At 57.5% G+C, this 26,030-nt stretch carries 18 protein-coding genes; 13 read left to right on the top strand and 5 right to left on the bottom strand.

From position 1 onward, the window contains the following. Window positions 1–16: 16 nt before the first annotated feature. A complete protein-coding gene (locus CKROP_RS06175) occupies window positions 17–1,048 on the top strand; it encodes a 6-phosphofructokinase (RefSeq protein ID WP_012731880.1) in 1,032 nt (343 codons plus the stop codon). Here the strand turns inward: CKROP_RS06175 and CKROP_RS06170 are convergent, their stop codons facing one another. Beyond that, window positions 1,049–2,908 (bottom strand): gamma-glutamyltransferase family protein, encoded by a 1,860-nt coding sequence (locus tag CKROP_RS06170; protein WP_237698404.1) that lies wholly within the window; start codon window positions 2,906–2,908, stop codon window positions 1,049–1,051. 289 nt (window positions 2,909–3,197) lie between these two features. Here CKROP_RS06170 and CKROP_RS06165 point away from each other — a divergent pair, with 289 nt between their 5' ends. The 5 genes from CKROP_RS06165 (at window position 3,198) to CKROP_RS06145 (ending at window position 10,675) form a co-directional block, all read left to right on the top strand. Beyond that, on the top strand, window positions 3,198–4,415 hold the full coding sequence (locus tag CKROP_RS06165; RefSeq protein ID WP_012731878.1) for a YkvI family membrane protein: 1,218 nt from the start codon (window positions 3,198–3,200) through the stop codon (window positions 4,413–4,415). 60 nt (window positions 4,416–4,475) lie between these two features. After that, window positions 4,476–6,035, top strand: a complete 1,560-nt coding sequence (gene gatB, locus CKROP_RS06160; RefSeq protein WP_012731877.1) for an Asp-tRNA(Asn)/Glu-tRNA(Gln) amidotransferase subunit GatB — start codon at window positions 4,476–4,478, stop codon at window positions 6,033–6,035. Between the two features lie 84 nt (window positions 6,036–6,119). Continuing rightward, the gene (locus CKROP_RS06155) at window positions 6,120–7,460 is read left to right on the top strand and encodes a YkvI family membrane protein (protein ID WP_012731876.1); all 1,341 of its coding nucleotides are present in this window, start codon (window positions 6,120–6,122) and stop codon (window positions 7,458–7,460) included. 56 nt (window positions 7,461–7,516) lie between these two features. Continuing rightward, a complete protein-coding gene (locus CKROP_RS06150) occupies window positions 7,517–8,917 on the top strand; it encodes a YkvI family membrane protein (RefSeq protein ID WP_012731875.1) in 1,401 nt (466 codons plus the stop codon). A gap of 111 nt (window positions 8,918–9,028) precedes the next feature. Next, window positions 9,029–10,675 carry a DoxX family membrane protein gene (locus CKROP_RS06145; RefSeq protein WP_012731874.1) on the top strand — a complete coding sequence of 549 codons (1,647 nt, stop codon included), beginning with the start codon at window positions 9,029–9,031 and terminating at the stop codon, window positions 10,673–10,675. 93 nt (window positions 10,676–10,768) lie between these two features. On the opposite strand, the gene ilvD is transcribed toward CKROP_RS06145, so the two are convergent. From ilvD to CKROP_RS10725, 3 genes are read right to left on the bottom strand one after another with little or no spacing between them, the layout of a single operon-like run. Then, window positions 10,769–12,619 carry a dihydroxy-acid dehydratase gene (gene ilvD, locus CKROP_RS06140; protein WP_012731873.1) on the bottom strand — a complete coding sequence of 617 codons (1,851 nt, stop codon included), beginning with the start codon at window positions 12,617–12,619 and terminating at the stop codon, window positions 10,769–10,771. 50 nt (window positions 12,620–12,669) lie between these two features. Beyond that, the gene (locus CKROP_RS06135; protein WP_012731872.1) at window positions 12,670–13,458 is read right to left on the bottom strand and encodes a PH domain-containing protein; all 789 of its coding nucleotides are present in this window, start codon (window positions 13,456–13,458) and stop codon (window positions 12,670–12,672) included. Beyond that, complete coding sequence (locus tag CKROP_RS10725; RefSeq protein ID WP_148209651.1) at window positions 13,455–15,512, bottom strand: mechanosensitive ion channel family protein; 2,058 nt, start codon at window positions 15,510–15,512, stop codon at window positions 13,455–13,457. Before CKROP_RS10725 ends, CKROP_RS06135 begins: the two co-directional genes overlap by 4 nt. Window positions 15,513–15,977: 465 nt before the next feature. On the opposite strand from CKROP_RS10725, the gene CKROP_RS06125 reads away from it, so the two are divergent. From CKROP_RS06125 to CKROP_RS06095, 7 genes are all read left to right on the top strand, one after another. Further along, window positions 15,978–17,933 carry an acetolactate synthase large subunit gene (locus tag CKROP_RS06125; RefSeq protein ID WP_012731870.1) on the top strand — a complete coding sequence of 652 codons (1,956 nt, stop codon included), beginning with the start codon at window positions 15,978–15,980 and terminating at the stop codon, window positions 17,931–17,933. Window positions 17,934–17,937: 4 nt separating this feature from the next. Next, window positions 17,938–18,435 carry an acetolactate synthase small subunit gene (gene ilvN, locus CKROP_RS06120; protein WP_012731869.1) on the top strand — a complete coding sequence of 166 codons (498 nt, stop codon included), beginning with the start codon at window positions 17,938–17,940 and terminating at the stop codon, window positions 18,433–18,435. 54 nt (window positions 18,436–18,489) lie between these two features. Next, window positions 18,490–19,503: a ketol-acid reductoisomerase gene (ilvC, locus tag CKROP_RS06115; protein ID WP_012731868.1), complete on the top strand. Its 1,014-nt coding sequence runs from the start codon at window positions 18,490–18,492 to the stop codon at window positions 19,501–19,503. Between the two features lie 184 nt (window positions 19,504–19,687). Continuing rightward, the gene (gene serA, locus CKROP_RS06110; protein WP_012731867.1) at window positions 19,688–21,286 is read left to right on the top strand and encodes a phosphoglycerate dehydrogenase; all 1,599 of its coding nucleotides are present in this window, start codon (window positions 19,688–19,690) and stop codon (window positions 21,284–21,286) included. A gap of 260 nt (window positions 21,287–21,546) precedes the next feature. Continuing rightward, window positions 21,547–22,656 carry a GTP-binding protein gene (locus CKROP_RS06105; RefSeq protein ID WP_041629406.1) on the top strand — a complete coding sequence of 370 codons (1,110 nt, stop codon included), beginning with the start codon at window positions 21,547–21,549 and terminating at the stop codon, window positions 22,654–22,656. Between the two features lie 41 nt (window positions 22,657–22,697). Then, window positions 22,698–23,726 carry a 3-isopropylmalate dehydrogenase gene (locus CKROP_RS06100; RefSeq protein WP_012731865.1) on the top strand — a complete coding sequence of 343 codons (1,029 nt, stop codon included), beginning with the start codon at window positions 22,698–22,700 and terminating at the stop codon, window positions 23,724–23,726. A 20-nt stretch (window positions 23,727–23,746) separates the two neighbouring features. Next, window positions 23,747–24,433, top strand: coding sequence for a GNAT family N-acetyltransferase (locus tag CKROP_RS06095; protein ID WP_012731864.1), 687 nt, complete (start codon window positions 23,747–23,749; stop codon window positions 24,431–24,433). Between the two features lie 108 nt (window positions 24,434–24,541). Here the strand turns inward: CKROP_RS06095 and CKROP_RS06090 are convergent, their stop codons facing one another. Beyond that, window positions 24,542–25,936, bottom strand: a complete 1,395-nt coding sequence (locus CKROP_RS06090) for an MFS transporter (protein ID WP_012731863.1) — start codon at window positions 25,934–25,936, stop codon at window positions 24,542–24,544. Window positions 25,937–26,030: the final 94 nt, after the last annotated feature.

The raw sequence follows: 26,030 nt of genomic DNA, 5'->3' as shown, positions 1-26,030 counted from the left end.
GGCTAGGGTAGTCACTATGCGTATTGCGACTCTTACCTCCGGTGGTGATTGCCCGGGACTTAACGCGGTGATTCGTGGAATTGTCCGCACCGCGAGTTCTGAATATGGCTCCACCGTGGTCGGCTATGAAGATGGCTGGGTGGGGCTCCTCGAGGATCGCCGAATTCAGCTCTACGACGATGAGGAGATTGACCGGGTTCTCCTCCGGGGTGGAACTATCTTGGGCACGGGCCGTTTACACCCTGACAAATTCCGCGAAGGAATTGAACAGATTAAGGAAAACCTAGAGAACGCGGGGGTCGATGCATTGATCCCCATCGGCGGCGAGGGAACGCTTAAGGGTGCTCTCTGGCTCCATGAAAACGGAATTCCGGTGGTCGGTGTCCCTAAAACCATCGATAACGACGTTAATGCGACGGACTACACCTTCGGTTTCGATACCGCCGTCTCCGTCGCCACGGATGCGATTGACCGTTTGCACACCACCGCAGAGTCGCACAATCGTGTGATGGTCGTGGAGGTCATGGGCCGGCACGTCGGCTGGATTGCCCTCCACGCCGGTATGGCTGGTGGTGCCCACTACACCGTGATCCCCGAAGTTCCGTTCGATATCGACGAGATCTGTAAAGCCATGGAACGTCGTTTCCAGATGGGGGAGAAATACGGAATCGTCGTCGTCGCCGAGGGTGCCCGCCCGAAAGAAGGCACCATGGAACTGAAGACGGGCGGGATCGACCAGTTCGGCCACGAGGTATTCACCGGCGTTGGCCAGCAAGTTGCCGACGCTATCCATGAGCGCCTGGGTCACGATGTCCGTACCACGGTGTTGGGACACATCCAGCGCGGTGGTACGCCGACGGCTTATGATCGCGTTCTTGCCACGCGCTACGGTGTTCACGCTTGCCGCGCTGCTCACGAAGGTAAGTACGGAACCGTCGCTTCCCTCCAGGGAGAGAGTATTGGGCTGGTCAGCCTCCAGGATGCCGTGGGCACGCTGAAGGTTGTTCCGATCGAGCGGTACGAGGCCGCGGCTGCCCTGTTCGGTTAATCATCCGCCCATGACGGCTCCTTCCCGGCGCGGATCCGCTCCGCCGAGGAGGTGCCCGTCGCGAGTTCGGATGATGGCGGATAGTCCACTTGATTGTTCGTCGAGGTTGACGGTGTGCCCTCGACGTGTGAGATCGTCGACCAGTTCCTGAGCCTCTGGCGTGGCTTTTCCGTCATTGCCGATGTCTGGATGCTCACCGCCAATGCCGGTTTCCGGTTTATTTCGGGCCCCAAAATTAGGCAGAGCGACGGCTTGCTGCGGGTCAAGTCCCCAGTCGAGGATGCCGATCAGTGTTTTGATGACAAATTGCGGGATAACCGCTCCACCGGGAGATCCGACGACGGCATAGAGATCTCCCCGCTCACCAGTCTTCGTCATGGTGTACACGATCGTGGGGGACATGGATGACCGTGGCCGTTTCCCGCCCTCAACTCGGTTCGCCTTGAGCTGGCCGTCGTCGTCACGGGGTGTGGCCGCGAAGTCGGTGAGCTGGTTGTTGAGCATGAACCCATCGACCATGTGGAATGAGCCGAATGCCGATTCCACACTTGTTGTCATGCTGGCAGCGTTCCCATAAGAATCGACGACGGAAATGTGGCTAGTTCCGTGTTCGGGTTGATCCTCACCGCGGGCGTGGTCCGTATCGAAAGTTCCGGCTTTCGCTGTTCCCATGGATTTCTCTGGATTGATGTGCGAATACCGCTGCGCCAGGTATTCCGGGTTGAGCAATTTCGTGTAATCGCCGTCGGGGAGGTTCTCAAAAGCGGTGTCGGCAAGGTAGGCGTCGCGGTCCGCGTAGGCGAGGCGCTCCGCTTCAGAAATGATATGGACGGCCTCAGGGGAGGGCACGCCGCCATTGTTGTCGACCTTGAGCGGTTTCATGGCGGATAGATCCGCGTGAGAAAGAATCCCCAGCGTAGCTGCGACTGTGACGCCGCCCGAGGTGGATGGCGGTGCCCCACAGACAATATGGGTGCGGTAGGGGCCGCATAGCGCTTGTTTAACAGTGGGGTTATATTTCGCGAGGTCAGCCGTCGTTAAGGACGATGGTGTTGTCCCGCCATGCTCGCTGCGTGCTCGGGCGACGATGTCGTCGGCTATTTTCCCTGTATAGAGCGCTTGTGGGCCATTGAGCTTGAGGGATGTCAGTGTCGTCGCATAGGCCGGGTTGGTGAGGCGCGTCCCGGTTTTCTTTCCGGTTCCATCGGGGTTGAGGTAATAGGCCGCGGCTTCCGGATCGCGGGCGAGGTCGGCAGCATTGTCCTCAATCGTTGTCGCGAGGCGTGGGCTGATGTCGAAACCATTTTCAGACAGGGTGATGGCAGGTTGGACAAGGTCGCCCCATTGCGTTTTCCCGTGTTGCGCGTGGAGGGTGCCTAAGGCGGCCATGATCCCCGGTACGCCGATTGACCTGCCGGAACGTCGTGCGTCGGGCTCGGGTGCGCGGGTGTCGGTGGCGGATATCTGCGACAGGTAGGTGTCAGGTGCGTTATCGGGCGCGGTTTCGCGGCCATCGATGGCGGTGACAGAGTCGCTCGACGCGTCGTGGTACAGAATGTAGCCACCGCCGCCGATCCCGGACGATTGAGGCTCCACCAGCCCTAACACGAGTTGCGCCGTAACCAACGCATCAGCAGCGGTTCCACCGGCGGCCAACACATCGCGGGCGGCAGTCGTCGAGACAGGGTTCGCGGTGGATACGGAGTATGAATCCGTCTGTACCGCCGTCATGTCCGGGCGGTAGTCGGTATTTGATTCGGGAGCGACGGAAATATCCCGGTTCGGCACCGGGGGTTCAGCGTGCGCTGTTCGTGTGACCGGTGTGTACCCGCTGGCAATAAGCAGAACGAACGTACTCATTAACGACGCCCATAGCCGTCTGTGACGAGGTACTTGTTCTGATTGCATCGCAACCAATACCGGCGACGAGTTGTGTTGGGTTTTCGACGTTTGTCGATGGGGGAGCGGATTCATTCTTTTATACTATGGAGTCGCTGTGACATCCATCATTGTTTTTCATTAATTGTGTGTTACAAATGCGAGCGTTCGTGTTAAATAGCGGTCTTTGTCCCAACGGTCGAGTAACCTTTGCCGGTGGTAGTCGAGCCTTCCCGGCTCTCTGGTGATTTTGTTCCAAGGAGAACCCCTCATGTTCAGAAATACGCTTTCGATCGCTTTAGCTTTTGTGGGGCTGATCGTTGGCGCGGGAACAGCCTCTGGGCAGGAGGGGCTGCAGTTTTTCGTCGCCTTTGGGCGCTGGGGCTTGTGGGGCGTTGTCCTCGCCGCGATCTTGATGAGCATTGCCGGCACCTCCGTCTTTATCCTCGGTAGCTATTACCGAGCTCAAGAGCACAAACGAGTCATCGATAGTTCCGCGACCAAGTTCCTGGCCATCTTCTTGGACATCGGCATTCTGGTCACCCTGTTTTCGCTCGGGTTCGTGATGTTCGCGGGTGCAGGCTCCAACCTCAATCAGCAATATGGCCTGCCGACGTGGGTCGGCGCGACAATTCTCCTGGCCCTCGTCCTGTCGTCAGGCATGTTGGATATCTCTAAAGTCTCGGCCATTATCGGTGCGATTACGCCGTTCATCATTGTCTGTATCACGATTGTCGGGCTGGTGACATTGATCGGAATTCACCCCGACTACAGCCACTTAGATGCGTCCGCAGCCACCATTAATACGAATCTGCCGAATTGGTGGATTTCGGCGCTCAACTACGTGGGCTTCAACCTTATTTGTGGTGTGTCCATGGCCATCGTGATCGGCGGTTCCTATTTTTATCCGCGCCAGGCCGGAATTGGTGGCGGCCTCGGAGGCCTGATTTTCGGGTTCTTGCTGATCGTCATCGCATTTTCGCTGTATGTGAAGGTCGATGATGTTAAAGATGCGGATCTTCCGATGCTTGCTCTCGCATCGAATTTCAACGGCCCGTTCGGGTGGGTCATGTCGATTGTCATTTACGGCATGATCTTCAATACAGCACTGGGCGTTTTCTACGCTCTGGCCCGTCGGTTGACTGCAAACCATGAGGAACGCTTCCGCCCGACGCTCGTTGTGACAGCTCTGGTCGCTTTCGTGATCAGTTTCTTTGGGTTCAAAACGCTGGTGTCGAATGTCTATCCAATCTTGGGATATGTCGGTGTCGTCCTCATGATCGTGTTGGTCTATTCGTGGAGGAAATCGCGGATCCAGATTCAGGAAGAGGGGGACCGACGTCGGAAGCTCCATGAGTTGGCTGAGCGAAAGTTGGACCCCACCAAGCGGTTCACCTCTAAACAGAAGCGCCAGCTCCGGCACCTCATCGGCGAGTCGAATATTGATGACGATGTGTTGCGCGACATCCTCGACCGCAACGACGTGTAGGCGTTCGGCTCTGTTGTCCCTTTACAAGTTGTTGAACACTCTGGCGCTACACTGTTGGTTATGACTTCTCCCGCTCAGTCGATTCAGGATTATTCCGACGATGTTATGGACTATGACGACGTAGTCGCGCAGTTTGATCCCGTTATGGGAATGGAAATTCACGTTGAGCTCGCGACGAAATCGAAGATGTTTTCGTCGTCCTCGGTTGAGTTCGGTGACGCCCCTAATTCCCACGCCGACCCGTGCTGTTTAGGTTTGCCGGGTGCTCTGCCCGTGGTGAACAAGAAGGGCGTCGAATGGGCAATCAAAATTGGTTTAGCCCTCAATTGCTCTATCGCCGAGCGGTCGCGGTTTGCGCGAAAGAATTACTTCTACCCGGATCAGCCGAAGAATTACCAGATTAGCCAGTACGACGAGCCCATCGCATACGACGGCTATTTGGATGTTCAGCTCGACGATGGCTCGATATTCCGCGTGGAGATTGAGCGCGCCCACATGGAGGAAGACACCTGTAAATTGACCCACATCGGTGGGCAGGGTGGTCGCATTGCTGGCGCAACAAAATCTCTTGTCGACGCTAACCGCGCTGGTGTGCCGCTGATCGAGATCGTGACTAAGCCCATCGTGGGTGCAGGCGACCGTGCGCCGGAAGTGGCTCGTGCTTATGTCACAGCCGTGCGCGATCTGATGAAAGCCCTCAAGGTTTCGGACGCCCGCATGGACCAGGGCTCGATGCGTGTTGACTCGAACCTGTCTTTGCGGCCGATCGGTACGGAAGAGTTCGGCACCCGCACGGAGACAAAGAACATCAATTCGCTGCGTTCAGTGGAACAGGCTGTGCGGTTTGAGATGCAGCGTCAGGCTCAGTGCCTGAAGCACGGCGTCGAGATCGTCCAGGAGACACGGCACTACCAGGAGACCGACGGCACGACGTCGAAGGGCCGTCCGAAGGAAACGATGGCGGATTACCGCTACTTCAACGATCCTGATCTACCGCCCGTCGTCGCTCCATCTGAGTGGGTGGAGGAAATCCGTGCGACGCTGCCCGAGCTTCCGTGGGTACGTCGTGCCCGGATTCAGAAGGAATGGAAGCTTTCAGACGAGGAGCTTCGCGACCTCGTGAACGCTGGCGCCTTGGATCTCGTGGCTGACACGGTCGAAGCCGGCGCTACGCCAGCTGAGGCTCGCTCGTGGTGGGTGTCCTATCTTGCGCAAAAGGCGAATGAGCAGGAAGTCGAGCTGGATGCGCTGCCCATTAGCCCTCGTCAGGTTGCTCGCGTGGCGAAACTCGTCGCCGATGGGAAGCTGACCAATAAGCTGGCCCGTTCCGCCATCGATGGCGTCCTTGCCGGCGAAGGTAAGGAGAACGTTGACGAGCCCGAGAGCGCGGACGTCGTCGACAATGTTGTGAAGGATCGTGGGCTTGAAGTGGTCCGCGATGACGGTGCCCTTGAGAAGGCTGTCGACGACGCGTTGGCGGCTAACCCGGACATTGTCGAGAAGATTAAGAGTGGCAAGACGAAAGCAGCGGGCGCTATCGTCGGTGCAGTGATGAAGGCTACGCGTGGCAAGGCTGATCCGGCTCGTGTTCAGCAGCTTATCGTGGAGAAATGCAGTTAAGGCGTTGCGCTAACTATTAGTTGCGGTGCCTCGGCCGGTATGATTCCTCAATAGAAAGCTAATCAACCCTTTCTTGAGGATTCGATGTTCAAAAGAACAATTGCTGTTGCTATGTCGGTTGTCGGCCTTATCGTCGGCGCCGGCTTTTCATCTGGTCAGGAAGTACTCCAGTATTTCGTGGCCTTCGGGAAAATGGGGATTTGGGGGGCCGTTATCGTAGCGGTCTTGATGTCCGCTGCTGGAATGATCGTGTTGCAGCTGGGAAGCTATTTCCAAGCTGATGAACACGCCGGAGTATTACGGACCATAGGCACGAAAACGGTCTCGTGGATCCTGGATATCGGCATTGTCTTCACACTGTTTTCCGTGGGCTTCGTCATGCTGGCCGGGGGCGGATCCAACCTCAACCAGCAGTTCGGAATTCCATCGTGGGTGGGGTCGGCGATTCTGCTGGTTCTCGTGTTGGCTGCGGGGATGCTTGATGCCGATCGCGTCAGCACAGTGATCGGAGCCATCACGCCGTTCATCGTGGTTGCCCTTGTTGGTGCGGCAATATGGGCATATACCCACACCGACGGAAGCTTGTCGAGCCTCGAACCGCTCACCCAGAACGTCGATACCAACCTTCCGAACTGGTGGATCAGCGCCCTGAACTACGCGGGACTTGTCCTCATGGTTAACGTGGCGATGGCCATCGTTATTGGTGGCTCTCATCTCTACCCACGCGAAGCCGGCCTCGGTGGGCTCGTGGGAGGCATCACGTTCGGTGTGCTGCTCATCATCAGCACCCTGTCGCTCTTCCTGAAGATCAAAACCGTTCAGGGGTCCGATCTGCCCATGCTGACGCTGGTCGACGACATTCACCCAGCCTTAGGCGTGGTCATGTCCTTGATCATTTACGGGATGATCTTTAACACCTGCCTGGGCCTGTTCTATTCCTTGGGTCGTCGCCTGACTGCACATCACCCGGAGAAATTCCGGATTGTCTTTACGGTCGTCACCGTGATTGGCTTTGCCGTCAGCTTCTTCGGATTCAAAACGTTGCTGTCCAGCGTGTACCCGATCATGGGGTACGTCGGGTTCGTATTGATCGCGTTGCTGTTCATTGCCTGGTTCCGGGGACGGACTGCGATGCACGACGAAGGTGGCCGTCGCCAAGAAGCGCGTGAACTTGCCGAGCGCAAGCTCGATCCGAATGTGCGGTTTACGTCGAAGCAGGCTCGTCGGCTCCGGCACCTGATCGGGGACTCGAACCTGGATGATGACGAACTCCGGAAACTTATCCGCGACGACGTGACGAGTGATACCAAGACTGATGAGGCTCCTGAACCCGAAGAGATCGATGAGCCGGATGCAGATGCTAAAGACAGCGCCGGGGGAGACACTGGCTCAAGTTCCACGGTGTCAAGCACCCCGGTGAAGTAATGACCCCGGGAATAGCAATCGATCGTTAAATTCGGAATAGATAGAAAGTTAGATCAGTGGTTAAACGCACAATAAGTATTGCGTTGTCCTTTGTTGGATTAATTGTTGGTGCAGGTTTCGCGTCGGGCCAGGAGATCCAACAATATTTCGTGTCCTACGGAACGTGGGGAATTCTGGGTGCGATTCTTGCCGCGGTCATTATGGCGGCAACGGGGTACACAGTGCTCCAACTGGGCAGCTATTACATGGCTGATGAGCACAATGAAGTATTGTCCGGCTCATTGCCTACCTGGGTATCGAAATTTCTCGATCTCGCTATTATTGCCACCCTATTTTGTATTGGTTTCGTGATGTTCGCAGGTGCGGGGGAGAACCTTAAACAGCAGCTGGGGTGGCCAGTGTGGGTCGGTTCGGTCATCATGCTGGTGCTCGTTTTAGCGGCCGGCATGTTGGACGTTGATAAAGTTTCAGCCGTCATTGGTGGCATTACACCATTTATCATCGTTTTCGTTGTGGCTGCATCGATCTATTCCTTCGTTGATCGCAGCGATTCATGGGGTCATCTCAGTGAGGTAGCCTCATCAATCCCCAATAGCTTCCCGAACTTCGCATTGTCGAGTCTGAACTATGTGGGCCTGTCATTAATTCTTTCGGTCTCCATGGCCATTGTTATTGGCGGTTCACACCTGTACCCGCGTGAGGCGGGCTGGGGAGGCTTCTTCGGTGGCCTTACCTTCGGGATTTTGCTCACCATTTCCGCAGTTGCTTTATTGTGCTCCACGGCAACTGTTAAAGATGACGCATTACCCATGCTTTCCCTGGTGAATAACATCAACGGCGGCCTTGGTTGGGTCATGGCTGTGGTTATTTACGGCATGATCTTTAATACCGCCATCGGAATGTTTTACTCATTAGGTCGACGGCTATCGGCCAAGCGTCCCGATAAATTCCGCATTATTTTCATCACTGCGACATTGGCGGGCTTTGTTTTGAGCTTCCTGGGGTTCAAGTCCCTAATTGCGACGGTATATCCGGCCTTAGGCTATTTGGGTGTTTTCCTGATTATCGTGTTGTTGATTGCCTGGTTCCGCGGACATTCCCGCATCGAGGACGAGGCCGAACGTCGTGATCGAATTAGCGAATTAGTCGAGCGACGTGACAATCCGAAGAAGCGCTTTACGTCAAAGCAGCGTCGGCAACTACGCCACCTTGTCAGGGCGTCAAATATTGAAAATGCCGAGCTGCGGGAAGCGGTCAGGAAAGAGCTCGATGAGGAGTCAGATGATGACTCACACGACGCCTCTTCGGATGAAAAACCGTCGGGTGATGGGGGATCATCTGCACAGGGCGATTCATCCGTCTCTGAGGCTGAAACGCATGGTGCGGTCTCCGGCAGTGAATCGAGTGATAACTCCGGTGGGCGTTCGGAAAGTGTGCCAGCGTCGACGTCGGATTAGGTGACAACGGGGACTCTTGTGAGTCCCATTATCCCTGGTCGCGAGGATATTAGTCGACACACCACGTAAATTATCTGCGTTGTGTCACTGTTCACCTTTAAAGTGGGGGTTATGTTCGGAAGAAAGTCCCGCAATAAACCTAATGACCCCACAGCTGATACCTCTATTCCCGCCCGCGAATCCCGCGACGAGATCGATGCGCCTACATCGGATACGTCCACATCGACGGGGAATAACGCCGATGCCGTGCGAGGGAACGCATCGGCAGAAGGGCAGTCCCACGAGGTGAAGGAAAAGTCCGGACCGTCATTGTCTTATGGTGCGATAGACCATCGTGGGCTGGATCCCTGGGATAAGAAGTCACGCGGGGCCTCCGACGCAAGTGGCTCGCGCGATTTAGACGATCTTCACGCAATGGATGATTTAGACGACATTCCGACGGTTGCCGGATCACGGCCGGTCAAGCCCGCTAGTTCGGCTAGCTCTGCTAGCTCTGCAGCGTCAGAGGATCGTTCGGGCCATGATGATCCCAGGGCCGATCACGTAGGTGATCGCGGGGCCAGTGAATCTGAGCGCGACGCGACCCATGACGTGCCTCACCACGTCTCTAGTGGTGATGCACAACCTGAAGCGCGACCTGATGAAGATTTTGCAGCTGACGAACTCACGGTGGTTGAGCAGCGCCCGCAGGGTCGGCGTGACATTTATTCCTTGACGGGGCGGGCTGCACCACAGGTGATTACGCCTCGTGAGCAGCCTCAGGAACCGGAAAACCACGACCCATTATTTGATCAGCCTGAGGACATCCCAGGTGCGCAGTCAACGTCGGACGAGGATGCCGTCTTCGCTAACGCTCCTGTGTCAGATTTAGACATGGCCACCATGGATGAGGAAGAACCTGCATCGGCAAGCCGGACCTCGGTTTCGGCCGATAGGCGTGCATCGTCGGAACCCACGCCACGCTACGGGACTCACGACACATACGTCGATCGATCTGATGAGCAGATCAACGAGACACGCGTCGATATGCCGACGTCAGGTGCTTATGACCGCGACCACGTCGATAGGGTCCACTATGCCGACGATTGCCAGAATGACAGGGCGGCTGCCGGCGTGATGGCGAGTGACGGTGCCGCTGGTGAATACGGGGATGACGCTGTCCCACGGGGGGAGGACGACCGCCCCATTGATAGCACTGGTGACGTCGACGTCGATGATGAGATCTATGAGGATGAGGACCCACGTCGCGGAACCACCGACTTCGGGCTCTTCCTCATTCGCCTGGCTCTGGGCGCGATGCTGCTGTTCTACGGTGTCCGAACTCTCTTCGAGCTAGGAGGCAGCTCTGGCGTCGATGGTCTGCACAATGACTTCTACTTTATGAAGGGAAATGAGCTACTCGCCTGGGCTGTGCCCATCATCGAAACTGCCGCCGGGGCGTTCCTCGTGTTGGGCGTGTTTGCCCCGCTCGGTGCCTGCATGGCGGTTGCGGTATCGAGCTTTATGGCGATGTACTCGATTGACCTTCAGCCGGGCGCATTCTCACCGTTCAATTTGGCTCCGCACGTACAGGTGTGGTTGTTGCTCACCGCGCTATCCATAGGCGTAGCGTTTAGCGGTCCCGGAAAGTGGGGAGTGGACGCCACTCGCGGTTGGGCCCGACGCCCGCTAGGGAGCGGTTGGTTCAGCACGATCATTGGGTTGCTCGCGGGAGCAGCGGTGTGGGTCGTCGTCGCCCAGTCAAACCCATTCAACTAACCCAAATAAGTCGGCTCCTCACGCGTTCAACCCTGGCGGTTGAGCCCGGAGGGACCGTGGAGGTTCTGCGCAAGAGCGAACCGAAACCGGTAACTACCGCCGGTCGTTGACTTTCCGAACCGCACCAGTATCAGCGCTGGTAGCCATCGATGCGTACGCCTGGAGCGCCTTGCTCACCCGACGCTGACGGTTCAGCGGGCGCCACGGGTGCTCAGAGACATTCATCTTCTCCCGACGCTCCGCCAACACATCCTCAGGTACGTCAAGAGTGAGCTGGCGCTTGTGGACGTCGATAGTAACGGTGTCACCGTCGTGAATAAGACCAATCAGCCCACCATGTGCCGCCTCGGGTGAAATGTGCCCAACGGAAATTCCCGACGAGCCGCCAGAGAAACGCCCATCCGTGATCAGCGCGCACTGAGTTCCCAGGCCAGCGCCCTTCAAGAACGCAGTGGGGTGCAGCATTTCTTGCATCCCCGGGCCACCGGCGGGACCCTCATACCGAATGACGACGACCTCGCCCGGCTTGATCTGCTTGTTCAAAATGGCGTTAACGGCATCCTCTTGGGATTCCAACACGTGAGCAGGCCCAGAGAAGTGCCACAGCGACTCATCAATTCCGGCAGCCTTAATGACGGCTCCATCCTCAGCGAGGTTCCCGCGCAAAATAACCAGCCCGCCATCAGCGGTGTACGCGTGATCAACGTCGCGGATGCACCCGTTTTCGGAGTCCGTGTCAAGCTCGTCCCACTTATTATCCGTCGAGAAGGGGACCGTTGTTCGCACGCCACCAGGGGCAGCGTGGAACAAATCCAACGCAATCTGTGTCGGGTTATCTGTACGGATATCCCAGGTCGCTAACCAGTCCGACAGAGATTGCGCATGAACCGCGTGGACATCGTCGTGAAGTAGACCCGCGCGATTGAGCTCACCGAGGATCGCGGGAATCCCGCCCGCACGATGGACGTCTTCCATGTGGTAATTGGAGTTCGGCGCGACCTTAGAGAGACAAGGAACTTCCCTGGACAGGCGATCGATATCGGCCAGATCAAAATCGATGTCGCCCTCTTGCGCTGCAGCAAGAATGTGCAGAACAGTGTTCGTCGATCCACCCATGGCCATATCAAGGGTCATGGCGTTATCAAAAGCATGCTTATTCGCGACGTTGCGGGGGAGGACACTATCGTCATCGTGGTTGTAATAACGCTGGCACATGTCCACGATCGTCCGGCCCGCGTTCTCAAAGAGTGCGCGTCGGGCTGCGTGGGTGGCCAGCGTGGAGCCGTTACCGGGGAGTGACAGCCCGAGCGCCTCCGTCAAACTATTCATAGAGTTCGCGGTGAACATTCCTGAACACGAGCCACAAGTCGGGCATGCCGAATTCTCGACGATAGAGAGCCCGCGGTCGTCGACACTATCGTTTGCCGACGCCGAAATCGCTGTAATGAGGTCCGTCGGAGTATGCGCAACCCCATCGACGACGACGGCTTTCCCCGCCTCCATGGGGCCACCGGACACGAAGATGGCGGGAATGTTGAGCCGCATGGCCGCATTGAGCATTCCCGGCGTGATCTTGTCACAGTTGGAAATGCAGACAATCGCGTCCGCGGCGTGCGCATTGACCATATATTCGACGGAATCGGAGATGATTTCGCGGGACGGGAGTGAGTAGAGCATTCCACCATGGCCCATGGCGATTCCATCATCGACGGCAATAGTGTTGAACTCTCGCGGAACGCCGCCGGCTTCACGGATGGCACCAGCGACAATGTCCCCGACGTCCTTGAGATGCACGTGGCCGGGAACGAACTGCGTGTAGGAGTTCGCGATGGCGATGATGGGCTTGTTAAAGTCACCATCTTTTAAGCCGGCGGCTCGCCATAGCGCGCGAGCTCCAGCGGCGTTGCGGCCTTGGGTAGTGACCGACGATCGTAGGGGGATCATGGGGGTTGGCTCCTCAACAGTGTGATTTCTGGAATGGTCGGGCGCCGCTGCTAATCCTGGTCAGGTTTTTCCGGTGTGTCTGACTGGTCGCGGTGGCTTGTCTCCGAGGTTTCGTCGGATGTGGAGTGCTGGGCTGCGCGTCGTCGTTCCATCTCGGCGGCGATGAGTTTGGCATTGTGCTCCCTCGTCGCCTCCTCGCGGGTTTTAACGACGGCGTACCCGTCGCGATTGACGATGGTCAACTCGTCATCATCGCGGTTTCGCCCCGGCGTAACAGGGTCAGGGATGAGTCCGCCGGAGGCCTTGGCAAGTTTCGGAAGGTTATTAAACGTCACTCCGGGTAATGCGATGGTATTGCGCTTTTGCCTGGGTCGGCTGGTGCGTCCGTGCTCCGCAGCCTGATCACTCGTCCCTCGATCCGGCCCATTCGGCACGGCATAGGCTCGCCCACCACGGCTGAACTGGATACCGGAGAAGTCATCCCAGGATAGTGTTCGGCTGGAACGGAAAAGATACCGTGCGGTAATACCCGTCGGTGAGATCTCAGTACGAGCACGGAGAACCCACACGGCGAAGAGGATAGGAAAGTTTAGCACCCAGAAAAGGTAGGCGGGTTTATAGCCTACGAAAATGAGGAAGATCAGGAACATGACGATCGCCCCGATGAGGTTCATTCTGTCGGGACGGATTGTCGTCGTTGTCCTGATCTTTTCTTTCTGTGTGCGGGGTGAGGATGCCGCAGGGCGAGATGCCTGTCGGCCCGCACCCTGACTTGGTCGTGCGTGGTGTGGGCGTGGGTGAGAGCCTGGGGTGTGCTCGCCGGACGGAGTCGAACTCATGGGGCCATTGTAGATGCTGTGTTGTTGTCACCTTGACCGTGGCTCAGATTCATCTGGCCGGAGTTGTCATTCCCACTGTTGGAGTTGCCGGACCCTGAGCCCCGGTTGCTGGAGTCAGTGTCCTGTTGGTTGGCCCCTCCGTTATCGGAGTTGTCCCCATTGGAATTGGATCCCGCATTCCCGTTATTGCCGGAATTTTGGTTTCCATTCGTGGAATTCTGCTGGTTCCGGTTGTTCTCCGTATTCGTGGCGGTCGTCGTGGGCTGTGTGCGATTCGGCGTTGTCGTTGGAGTGTTGCTGCCGTTCTCGCTATTGCTATCCCGCTCCGTGGTCGGATTCTCAGAATGAGTATTTGACTCCGGCGTCGTGGGAGCCGAGCTCTCCGACTTGTCGTCCGACTCCTTTTTGTCGGAATGCGATTGGAATGACGAGGGGGCCAGGACTCCAGAACCACGGTCACCACCGTCATAGGTGAGCCCTTGAAGGATCACCAAGGTGATGAGAACCAGCACGATGGCCGTCGTTGACGCGCGGCAGCGTCCGCCGATCGAGAAGAGGCGTTGGATCCTTCGATCATACGAAATCTTCCTGAACAGACCATTTTGCTGGGCATCTTCCGCTTCTTTTTCTAGCGACGTACGCGTGTCTTCTGCCGTCTTCGACGTTGTTGCGTCTGAAGCATCGGCGCTGCTGGTACCCCGGTCGGTCGGGTTAACCCCATGATCGGAGGCCTGGGCAGCACTTTCGGCAGCTGCCGTGTCGTCCTCAGCTGAAAAGACTCGCGTTTCCGCCGTTGAGCCTGATCCGGAGCCTGATGCCGAGGGGAAGACGACGGTTTCCGAATCGCTGGCGGTGCCACTGCCATTGCCACCGGCATTAGGTCCGACACCAGACATGGTCTCTGACGAAGTAGCCCCTTGCGCATCCGACGACGTTGGCCGGCCTTCGAATTCGTCTTCTTCGTGTTGCAGTGTCGCAGCCCACCGTCGTGTTGTATCCAACGCCTGAGTGTCGTTGCCGCTGGTCGCCTTGTCTGTGCCGGAAGTTGTCGACGCGTGTGCACCGTCGCCACTGCGTCCACCGTGGTGCCCGTCGTCACGCCCATCACCATGCGCATCGTGCGACTCTCCCGAAGACCGAGTGAGTCCCGGCAAGCTCTCAATGGTCGACCGGGAATACGATGCCCACATCTCATCCATGACAGCTGACCGAAGAGCACGTTCAACAGTCCACTGCTGTCCCGGCTCGACGCGGATAAGGACGCGGTACTGGATGCTCCACGGAACGCCCGCCGATGTCGGCGGAATCAGATCCAGCGCAGGCAGGATGCTCACGGCATCGGCGTCGTCGCTCACGAGGCGCGCGATCTCAGGTTTAGCCAGAGTGCGGTTCACGCAGCCGTCGAAGAGCGTGTTCAAGTCCTCAGTATTGTCACCTGCGGTAAGTGGAACAGGGATATCGATCTGAGCCTTCGCCCACCCGGAAGAAGCGTTAACAGCCACCAGCGGTACCGAGTTAGGTACCACGGCCTCTTGGCCATTGATCGTCCGCACCGTGGTCGACCGCAAGGTAATAGCCGTCACTGTTCCCTCGACCGGGGCGTCCTTATTTTGAAGGATGACCCAGTCGCCGACGCCATACTGTCGCTCGGTAATGATGAAGAATCCGGCGAGGAAGTCGGCGATGATTTTCTGCGCACCAAACGCAACCGCGGCAGAAACAACGGTTGCGGGAACGGCCGCGCCTGTCGTCGAGAATCCGAAATCTTTAAGGATCCGGATGGCGACGAAGAAGAAGGCGATGGCCTCAGCGATGTAGACCAGTGCGCCGAGGATAGCTAGCCGGCCTTTGTAGCCTTCGGTGTCGGCGATCTCTCCGCGCCGTTCTTCGTGCTCGTTCATCTTGATCGTCGCCCATCGGACCACGAGTCGGCCGATGCGCGGTATGAGTATGGCGATACAGATCAAGATGGCAAGGGATAGACCGGTGTTGGCCACCCACTCCCACATGGAAGTCAAATAGAACTTGAACGGCATAGACTTAAACTTAGTCACGAGATTGTGCGGTTGGCCACGATGTGAATGATCTTTTCACAGATCTCCGTGAATATTCTCAGTTAACTATCAGCACGGAGATAGTAGAGGAGTGGACGTTCGGTCTCGTGTGGCTCGCCGTCCTCCCGTTTTCGGGCGCGTTCCTTACCATTCGGGGGTGATAGTGCGCCATTATCGGGCAATTCCGGTGATTTCTCGCGGTCCTAGTTGGTCTGACGTGTCTGTGCCCTTATAGTTCTAAGTATGACGAGCGCAACGATGACCACCATCATTCTTGTAGTACCGAGAGGGCGTTAGCTTTCCTGGTTACTCGTCACCGCCCTTTCGCACCACGCGAGAAGGGCTTTTTTCATATCCGATGCTTTATCGGAACTCGCGACGATGGCGCTACCACGCCCATCCGTCGGGAATAACGTTCCGCTGAGGCTGATACCCCTGATCACACAGTGAGGAGAGCACAAACCCGTGAACGCCCCCTCTCAACCGCCCACTCCGGCGACGGTTGCGGCTTCAACTGTGGCAACGCAGTCGGGAGCACCCAACAAACCCACTCAGAAACCCCGAAAAGAGAAGCTCACCGGCGCAGAGCTTATTGTCCGTACCCTCGAGGTATTGGGTACCCGGACTGTTTTCGGTCTTCCGGGTGGCGCTGTTCTTCCCCTCTACGAGGCCCTTTACGAATCGACCACTCTCAATCACATTCTGGTGCGCCACGAGCAGGGTGCTGGCCACGCCGCAACCGGTTATGCCCAAGCAACCGGCGAAGTTGGCGTGTGCATTGCGACTTCAGGACCCGGCGCGACAAACCTTGTGACGCCGCTGGCCGATGCCAACATTGACTCTGTTCCGGTCGTCGCGATTACTGGGCAGGTGGGGCTGCGCTTATTGGGAACCGACGCGTTCCAGGAAGCTGATATTTGCGGGGTGACCCTCCCCGTCACGAAGCACAACTTCATGGTGACCAAAGTTGAGGACATCCCGCGTCTGATTGCGGAGGCATTCCACTTGGCATCCACTGGGCGTCCTGGTCCGGTGCTTGTCGACGTGCCGAAGGATATTCAGAATCAAGTCGCTGAGTTTGAGTGGCCTGTTGAGCTGGAGCTTCCTGGTTATCGGCCGACGACGTCGCCGCACTCTCGGAAGATCAAGCAGGCGGTGGATCTCATTGCGCAATCCCGTCGCCCGGTGCTGTATGTCGGTGGTGGGGTGATCAAGGCTAACGCCAGTGCGGGGCTTGCGGAGTTCGTCGAAAAGACGGGTATTCCCGTGGTGACGACGTTGATGGCGCTGGGATCGTTCCCCGATTCCCACCCTCTTCATATGGGCATGCCGGGAATGCACGGCAGCGTCTCGGCCGTCGCTTCATTGCAGAAAGCCGACGTCGTTATAGCGATCGGAACGCGTTTCGACGATCGTGTCACCGGTGATGTTGAGTCCTTCGCTCCGGAGGCGAAGTTTATCCATGCGGATATTGACCCTGCGGAGATCGGGAAGATTCGCGAGGTTGAGGTCCCCATCGTCGGGGATGCGCGTGAAGTTCTTCAGTCTCTGACCGATATGTACGAGAAGAAGAACTTGAAGCAGCCTGAATGTAGCCGCTGGGTTGATTATCTCCATTCTTTGCAGAAGACCTATGCATTGGGGTGGGAGAATCCCGACGATGGCAAGTTAGCTCCCCAAGCCGTCATTAAGGCTATTTCCGACGAAGCTGGCCCCGACGCGATTTACTGCGCTGGTGTGGGGCAGCACCAGATGTGGGCGGCGCAGTTCGTCGATTATGAGCAGCCGCGGACCTGGTTGAACTCGGGTGGCCTGGGGACGATGGGTTATGCCGTCCCCGCGGCGATGGGTGCTCAGGCCGGTTCGCCGGGGAAGGAAGTCTGGGCTATCGATGGTGATGGTTGCTTCCAGATGACCAACCAGGAGTTGGTGACCTGCGCGGTCAACGATCTTCCGATCAAAGTTGCGGTGATCAATAACGGCAACTTGGGCATGGTTCGTCAGTGGCAGAATTTGTTCTACCAGAGCCACTATTCGCACACAGGGCTTCACCCGAAGGGCGAGTATCTGCCTGATTTTGTGTCGTTGGCAGAGTCGATGGGGTGCGCGAGCTTCCGGGTTACTCGGGAAGATGAGATCGTGCCGACGATCAAGAAAGCGCGTGAGATCAATGACCGGCCGGTGGTGATTGACTTCATCGTTGGTGAGGATGCGCAAGTGTGGCCGATGGTTGCGTCGGGACACTCGAATGATGAGATCCAGTACGCTCTCAACCTGCGGCCACTGTTCGACTCAGATCAGATGATTGATGAAGATTCTGTCACTGATGTGAGCGACGTTATTGAAGAGGATCAGGCTCGGTTGGCGGCGGAAGGAACCACCGCGGCAACCGATGACCAGCGCGGCAGGGGAGAGGAGTAGGGGCATGCAACATACGTTGAGTCTCTTAGTAGAAGATCAGCCAGGCATTGTTGCTCGGCTGTCCGGGATGTTCGCCCGGCGATCATTCAACATCATTTCGATGACGACAGGAACGACTGATCTGGAGGGGGTCAATCGGATCACCATCGTCGTCGAAACAGATGAAGTGTCCATCGAGCAGATCACGAAGCAGCTCAATAAATTGGTCCCGGTGCTGAAGGTTATTCGGCAGAAGGACGATCAAATGGTGTCTCGTGCACTGCTCATGGTCAAGGTTGCGGCGAATAATGAGAACCGGGCACAGGTCGTAGACGCTGCCAACCTGTTCCGCGCTCGTGTGGTCGATGTGGCGCCTGAATCGGTGGTCATTGAGGCGACAGGGCAGCCGGGGAAGTTGGTTGCTCTGTTGGATGTCCTCCGCCCGTTCGGTATCCGCGAACAAGTGTATTCGGGGGTGGTTGCTTTAAGTCGTGGTGCGAATCCCCTGATGCCCAAACGATAATCTCACCCTATGATATGATCTTCTCGACAAATGGAACTCTTGAAAGGAGTTACAGTGGCAATCAAAACTTATTACGACGATGACGCAGACCTGAGCATTATCCAAGGTCGCAAAGTAGCGGTGATTGGCTACGGTTCACAGGGCCACGCGCACGCTAAGTGCTTGCGCGACTCTGGCGTCGAGGTTCGTATCGGCCTCCGCGAGGGCTCCAAATCTGCGGAAAAGGCCAAAGAAGCCGGCTTCGAAGTGCTCTCTAACGCTGAGGCCGCTGAGTGGGCTGATCTGATCATGATCCTGGCCCCCGATACGTCGCAGATCGCGATCTTCGAGAAGGAGATCGAGCCTCATCTGAAGGATGGCGATGCTATTTTCTTCGCCCACGGCTTGAACATTCACTTCAAGAAGATCGTCGCTCCTAAGGGAGTCACGGTGGCCATGGTTGCACCGAAGGGCCCCGGCCACCTGGTTCGTCGCCAGTTTACGGAGGGCAAGGGTGTTCCGTCGTTGATTGCCGTGGAAAATGATCCGACCGGCGAGGGCACGGCTCTGGCACTGTCCTATGCAGCCGCTATCGGCGCTGGACGTGCAGGGGTTATCGAGACCACCTTCCGCGAGGAGACCGAAACTGACCTCTTCGGTGAGCAGGCAGTTCTCTGTGGTGGCTTGGAAAAGCTGATGATGACGGGCTTCGAGGTTCTCGTCGAAGCTGGTTACGCACCGGAGATGGCGTTCTTCGAGGTCTGCCACGAAATGAAGCTGATCGTGGACCTCATCTTCGAGGGTGGCCTGTCGAACATGAACTACTCGATCTCGGAAACCGCTGAGTTCGGTGGCTATGTTTCGGGACCAAAGATCATTGACGACCACGTCAAGGAGTCGATGAAGAAGGTTCTCTCCGAGATTCAGGACGGCACCTTTGTCGACGCCATGTTCAAGGATGTCGACGCTGGCCAGCCTGGTCTGAAGGGTCTGCGCGAGGAATACGCGAACCACCCGCTGGAGAAGGCAGGTAAAGATATGCGCTCCATGATGAGCTGGATCGCTAACCCGCTGGACGAAACCGCTTAAAATATCCCCAAAAAGGGATATTATTCAGCATAGTCCTCTTATTCCGCCATAATGTGCTGGTAGGAGGGCTATGCTTTTTGTATATCCGCGCCTGATCATCCGGGCCATATACGTGTTCGCAAAACCCAACCCACACGACGGAGTGCACCTGACCGTGCGCTGTTTTTACTAGGAGGACCAAATCGTGAATCACAACTGCTTACCTGTGGTTCTTATCGCTGACAAGCTTGCTCAATCAACAATCGAGGCGCTGGGAGATGGCGTTGAGGTCCGGTGGGTAGACGGGCCGAACCGTGCCGAGCTCCTGGCCGCCGTTCCCGAAGCAGATGCGCTCCTAGTACGTTCCGCCACCACGGTGGATGAAGAAGTTCTCGACGCCGCCAAAGAGCTGAAAATCATCGGCCGCGCGGGCGTCGGACTGGACAATGTTGATATTGAAGGCGCGACACAGCGTGGGGTGATGGTGGTCAACGCGCCCACGTCGAATATTCACTCAGCCTGCGAACATGCGATCACCTTGCTGCTGGCAGCCGCTCGCCAGATTCCTCAGGCCGATCAATCGCTGCGGCAAGGAGAGTGGAAACGGTCGTCCTTCAAAGGTGTCGAGGTCTATGGCAAGACCGTGGGCATCGTCGGATTTGGTCACATCGGGCAGCTCCTCGCTCAACGGCTTGCCGCTTTCGATGTCGAGCGCATTGTTGCTTATGACCCCTACGCCAACCCGGCCCGCGCCGCACAGTTGGGGGTCGAGCTCATTGACCTCGAGGAGCTGATGGCGGTGTCTGATTTCGTCACCATCCACCTCCCCAAGACCAAGGAGACGGCGGGCATGTTCAATGACGCTCTCCTTGAGAAGGCGAAGAAGGGGCAGATTATCGTTAATGCTGCTCGCGGTGGTCTTATCGACGAAGAAGCACTGGCTCGTGCGATCGATTCCGGCCACATTCGTGGCGCGGGCGTGGATGTGTACGCCACCGAGCCGTGCACGGATTCTCCTCTGTTCGACCGGCCCGAAGTTGTCGTGACGCCTCACCTAGGCGCGTCGACGGTGGAGGCGCAGGATCGCGCCGGGACCGATGTAGCGAAGTCCGTCTTGCTCGCCCTCGCGGGAGAGTTTGTTCCCGACGCGGTGAACGTCTCCGGTGGTGCTATCGGCGAAGAGGTCTCCCTGTGGTTGAACCTGACGCGCAAGCTGGCCGTGTTGGCGTCGGCAATCCAGCATGGTGCGACGACGTCGGTGGAAGTGATCGCGCGTGGTGAGCTGTCCTCGGAAAACGTCGACGCACTGGGTCTTGCGGCTCTGCGTGGTGTGTTCGCGGGCACGGTGGATGAAAAGGTGACATTTGTCAATGCCCCGGCCATTGCTGAGGATCGCGGTGTTCAACTTTCCGTGACGACGGCTGCCGAATCGGTGTTGCACCGCTCGGTTGTTGAGGTTCGGCTGGTGACGAATACGGGCGACACCGTGTCGGTGGTGGGTGCCCTGACCGGCTTGGACGGTGTGGAAAAGATTGTCCGCATCAACGACCGAGGGTTGGATCTGCGCGCGGAAGGTCGGAACGTGTTCCTGCACTACAAGGACCGCCCGGGCGCCTTGGGTGCCGTCGGATCCCAGTTGGGCGAGCGTGGGATTAACGTCGAGGCCGCGGCATTGTCGCAGGATAAGGCCGGGACTGGCGCCACGCTAGCCCTTAGGGTGGATAAGGCGGTTCCTGACGATGTGATGGAGTCGATGAAGGCGTCCTTGGATGCGCAGTATGCCATTGCGCTCGACTTCGACTAGGTAGGGCGCGTCTGCCTGAGGTGGGCGAAAAATCGCCACTATTGACATTGTGTATCATTAACGCTTTGGAGGATGTGTAGTTAGTCAATCGCGCCGGGAACTGGCTGACTAGCTTTGGCTGACTACCGTCCTCCATCTCAAGTGGTGCGTTATGTCCAGCTTTGTGCTGCGACTGACGCGGAGAGACGTTAAGGGGATGCACAGTGTTTGAAGAGCGCTATATGGACGGTGTGGTGAAAGAAAACGTCCGAAACGCTGACATGGCTGATTTTCGGCCGACGCCGGTGACGGTTTTGTCGGGGTTCCTCGGTTCGGGGAAAACCACGCTCCTCAACCACCTGTTGGCCAACCGCGCTGGCCGTAAAATCGCGGTGATCGTCAACGACTTTTCGGAAGTGAATATTGACGCAGCGCTCATCGCGGGTGAGGGGCATCTTGAGCGCGGAAGTGACCGTATGGTCGAGCTCTCCAATGGCTGCATTTGTTGCACGCTGCGGGAGGACCTCATTGAATCGGTGGCGTCGCTCGCGGCGAGCCAAAAGTTCGACCATATCGTTATCGAATCAACGGGCATCTCAGAGCCGATGCCTGTCGCCGCAACTTTCGAGTGGGAATTTTCCGACGGAGTCCATCTTGGTGGCATCGCTCCGATCGACACGATGGTGACCTTGGTCGATGCGACGACGTTCCTGCCGCAAATGCACAAACGGGGACGGCTCTCTGACCGGGGTTTAGAGGCCGCTCCCGACGACGACCGCACGGTTGCTGAGCTGCTCGTCGACCAAGTCGAGTTTGCTGACATGATCTTCGTGACAAAATGCGACCTAGTTCGTGATGAACTCGCCCAGGCAACTGAAGACGCAGTTCATGCCATGAACCCGCGCGCACGCATACGTCGTGTCGTCAATGGCGAGATTCCCATGGAAGCCGTGCTCGATGCGCACCTTTATGACGTTGAGGAGTCCGCTGCAGCTCCCGGGTACCTTGATGAGCTCGCGAATCCGCATACTCCGGAAACCGAAGAGTACGGTATTTCCTCAGTGGTGTTTCGATCCCAACGGCCCTTTGACCAGCGCCGACTCATTGCAGCCGTGAAATCCATGCGCGGTTTGGTTCGGTCAAAAGGGCATTGTTGGATTGCCGACCGCCCAGAGCTCATCCAGATGTGGTCCCAGGCCGGCCCGAACTTAACGATCTCACCTGCAGCATTGTGGTCGCAGGCATCGGAGGCTCCGTCGTCGGAAATTGTCCTTATTGGTGTGAATTTTAATGGTGCCGACACCCTGGCTCGGCTCCAGGCGGCAACACTAAATGACGACGAATCCCGCGCGCTGCTTAAACGTATGGCTGGAGCGTCGGCGATCGGTTAGACTCACAAGAAACCCGTGATGTGAGAAAGGTATCTCAGGATATGAAACTGGCGGTTATCCCTGGCGACGGGATCGGCACAGAAGTAACGGCGGAAGCGCTCAAAGTGATGCGAGCTGCGTTGGCGGGGAGCGGCGAGTCCATTGAGACCACGGACTACGACCTCGGCGCCCGCCGGTACCTCCGCAATGGGGAGCTTCTCACGGACGACGATCTCGCTTCCTTGCGTGAGCACGATGCGATTCTGCTCGGGGCCGTCGGTGATCCGCGAACCGTCCCATCAGGAGTGCTGGAGCGCGGGCTTCTGCTGAAGATGCGATTCGTCCTCGACCACCATGTCAATCTGCGTCCGTCGGTGCTGTATCCAGGGGTAACCTCGCCTCTGTCCGATCCGGGGAAGGTTGACTTTATCGTCGTCCGCGAGGGCACCGAGGGGTTGTACGCCGGGAATGGCGGTTCGATCCGTGTGGATACGCCTCACGAGGTTGCGAACGAAACAAGTGTGAACACGCGGTACGGAGTTGAGCGCGTTGTCCGCTACGCCTTTGACCGCGCGCAAGAGCGACGCAAGAAGTTAACGCTGGTGCACAAAACCAATGTCCTCGTGTATGCAGGTGGGCTGTGGCAACGCACCGTCGACCAGGTCGCCCAGGAGTATCTCGACGTTACCGTGGATTATTGCCACATCGACGCGGCGACAATTTATATGGTCACTGACCCGTCGCGCTTCGACGTCATCGTGACGGACAACCTTTTTGGCGACATCATCACGGACCTGGCGGGAGCTGTCACCGGTGGTATCGGGTTGGCTGCATCGGGCAATATCGACGCGACCGGCACGAATCCGTCCATGTTCGAGCCCGTTCACGGCTCTGCTCCTGATATTGCCGGGAAGGGGATCGCGGACCCGACCGCTGCGATTTTGTCGGGTGCGCTGCTATTCCGTCACTTGGGTAAGACCGACGAAGCCGATGCCATTGAGGCCGCGGTGCGCAATGATGTCGCCTCGAGGGATGGCAGCATCCGCACCGAGGAAGTTGGGACTCGGATTGCGAACAGTCTCGACAGCTAGCCGTGGGGTAGGGGGTCGCCGTGTTACCACCTGAGATTTGGCCACCGTCCGGCCTCCGCATAAGAGCGGGTGCGCTGGAGCTCCGGCCTATGGATGAGCAGGCCATTTCCGACGCCGTTCGCGCTGTGTCCCGAGTAGATGATGTGTTCGCTGATCCCACTGGTCCCGAGGTTTTTCCATGGATCGGTGCGCCGAAGTATTCCAACGCTGCGTTCCACCTCGGCATGATGGCAAGCCTTGGAGCGGGGGACCCCTCCTCATCCGAGTGGACTTTGTCCTTGCTTATCCGGCATCGCGGCGAGTTTGTTGGTGTGATCGATCTCCGGCGTCGTCGAATTCCTGGCTCTGCCCCCTCAGGCGGGGAGGAGCTGCGCGGACTCCTTCGTGACCTCGGCTTCAAGGCCGGTGATAGCTACGTCGAGACCGGGTCATATATCTTGAGGCCTTTTCAAGGGCACGGTTTTGGAACTCAGGCCCGACGAGCCGCACTCACCGTGGCATTTACGTATTGCGGCTTCGGCATTGCGGTATCCGAAAGCTGGCCGACGAATGCTGCATCTCAAGCGGTATCACTCTCGTGCGGTTACACATTCCTCGGCACGCGTCCCGACGGCATCAATGGCGCCTCCGCCGCCGCGGAAGAGAATGATGCCGGTGGTAACGACGTCGGCAATAACAACGTCGACAATGAAAATGAAAGGTGCTAATGCATTGCACCCCAGACACGTTCAACTGTGGGTCTACCTCTGTGCAGGTCGATGGGTGGACACCGGAATTGGCCGCGATGTTAGGGGTACAGAACTAGACGCCCTCGATCACAGATGATCTTCGATGTCAGCGTTGCGTCCCGTTGTGCGCACTCCGAAGACTCCGATGTCGATCATCATGATCACCATGGCGACGGCGACGACAGTGAACACTGTTCCGGGGCCGGCGCTATGAAGAATGGGCAGCAAGATGAAAGGCATGACGCCCGCCGAGATCTTCGATAGCGAGTAGGCGAAACCAGCAGCCGTGCCCCGAATGCGCGTCGGGAAGTTTTCCGCCAGATAGGTGTGGTAGACCCCGGAGAACATGTTGCTTGAGGCTGTAAACAATCCGCCGGCAATCATGACAATGGCGGGCGTGGGGGAGAACCCGAAGACAAGACCGAAGACGCCCATCATGATGGCGGTGGCAACAATGAGGTGTTTGCGCTCGAATCGGTCAACCAGCGGCACCATCAGTAACGAACCGACCGGATAACCGATGTAGGTCACCGCGGTATATGCGATGGAATCGACAACATCGAACCCTTTCGCCGCCAGAGCGAGGGTCGCGATCGTGCCAAAACCGTAGTACCCGAACACCTGAAGAACACTCATGACCGAGACAACGAGCGTCCGCTTCCTCACCGCGGGGGCAAACACTTCCGAGAACTGCACATTCTTCTGGTGGACAGGTCGCACGCGGGTGTCCGGTTCCGCGAGGGTGTGCCCCTCTTTTCGTGCTTCATCCTCAAAACGACGCGCGATCTTTTCGGCCTCGTCCGTGCGGCCATGAGCCTCAAGCCAGACCGGCGATTCGGGGAGGAAGCTGCGGATAGCCCACACAATTAATCCACCCACACCGCCGATGATGAACATCCAGCGCCAACCGTCGAACCCCAAAGGCTCGAGGGGAACGAGCCACCGGGCGAGGAACCCTGATAAAGGCACCCCGAAGAAGCTCACCGTGTAGGCCCACACAATGTAGCGGCCGCGCACCTTGGACGGGAGGATATCGGCAAGGTACGAGTCTGCCAGCGCGTATTCCCCGCCGATGCCGATTCCCGCGACGAACCGCGCGAGGATCAGAACGGAGGCATGCGGCGCGAGACCACACACAATCGAGGCGAGCGAGTAGACCAACAAGTTGATGATGAAGGTGTGCTGCCGCCCGATGCGGTCCGCTAACCGACCCATCCACAGCGCGCCCACAAATTGGCCCAAGAAGGCCGACGCCAGAACAAGCGACAGCTGAGTCCCGCCCAGGTCGAAGTGCTTCTTCAGCACCGTCGACATAATGGGTGCCAAGAAATTCTCGTATTGATCGAAGAAGACTCCCAATCCGATCACAATGGTGATCAATTTGTGTGACCGGAGGACGGGGAGCCGGTCCATCCGCGCAGCAATGGAAGGGGACTCTTCTGAGGCTGGAGAACCAGAAGATAAAGGTCGGGAGCGAGACATAGTCCCCTAACATAGACCGCTTGGTCTGTGAGTGGAAATAGAGCAAGTAGAAGTAGCGGACGCGAAATACGCGCGGAACACATGTAAAAAACGC

Origin of the sequence: Corynebacterium kroppenstedtii DSM 44385 (genome assembly GCF_000023145.1) — a bacterium.
GTDB lineage: Bacteria > Actinomycetota > Actinomycetes > Mycobacteriales > Mycobacteriaceae > Corynebacterium > Corynebacterium kroppenstedtii.
The sequence above is the reverse complement of the archived record's forward strand: the minus strand, read 5'-3'. Positions and strand labels throughout refer to the sequence as shown.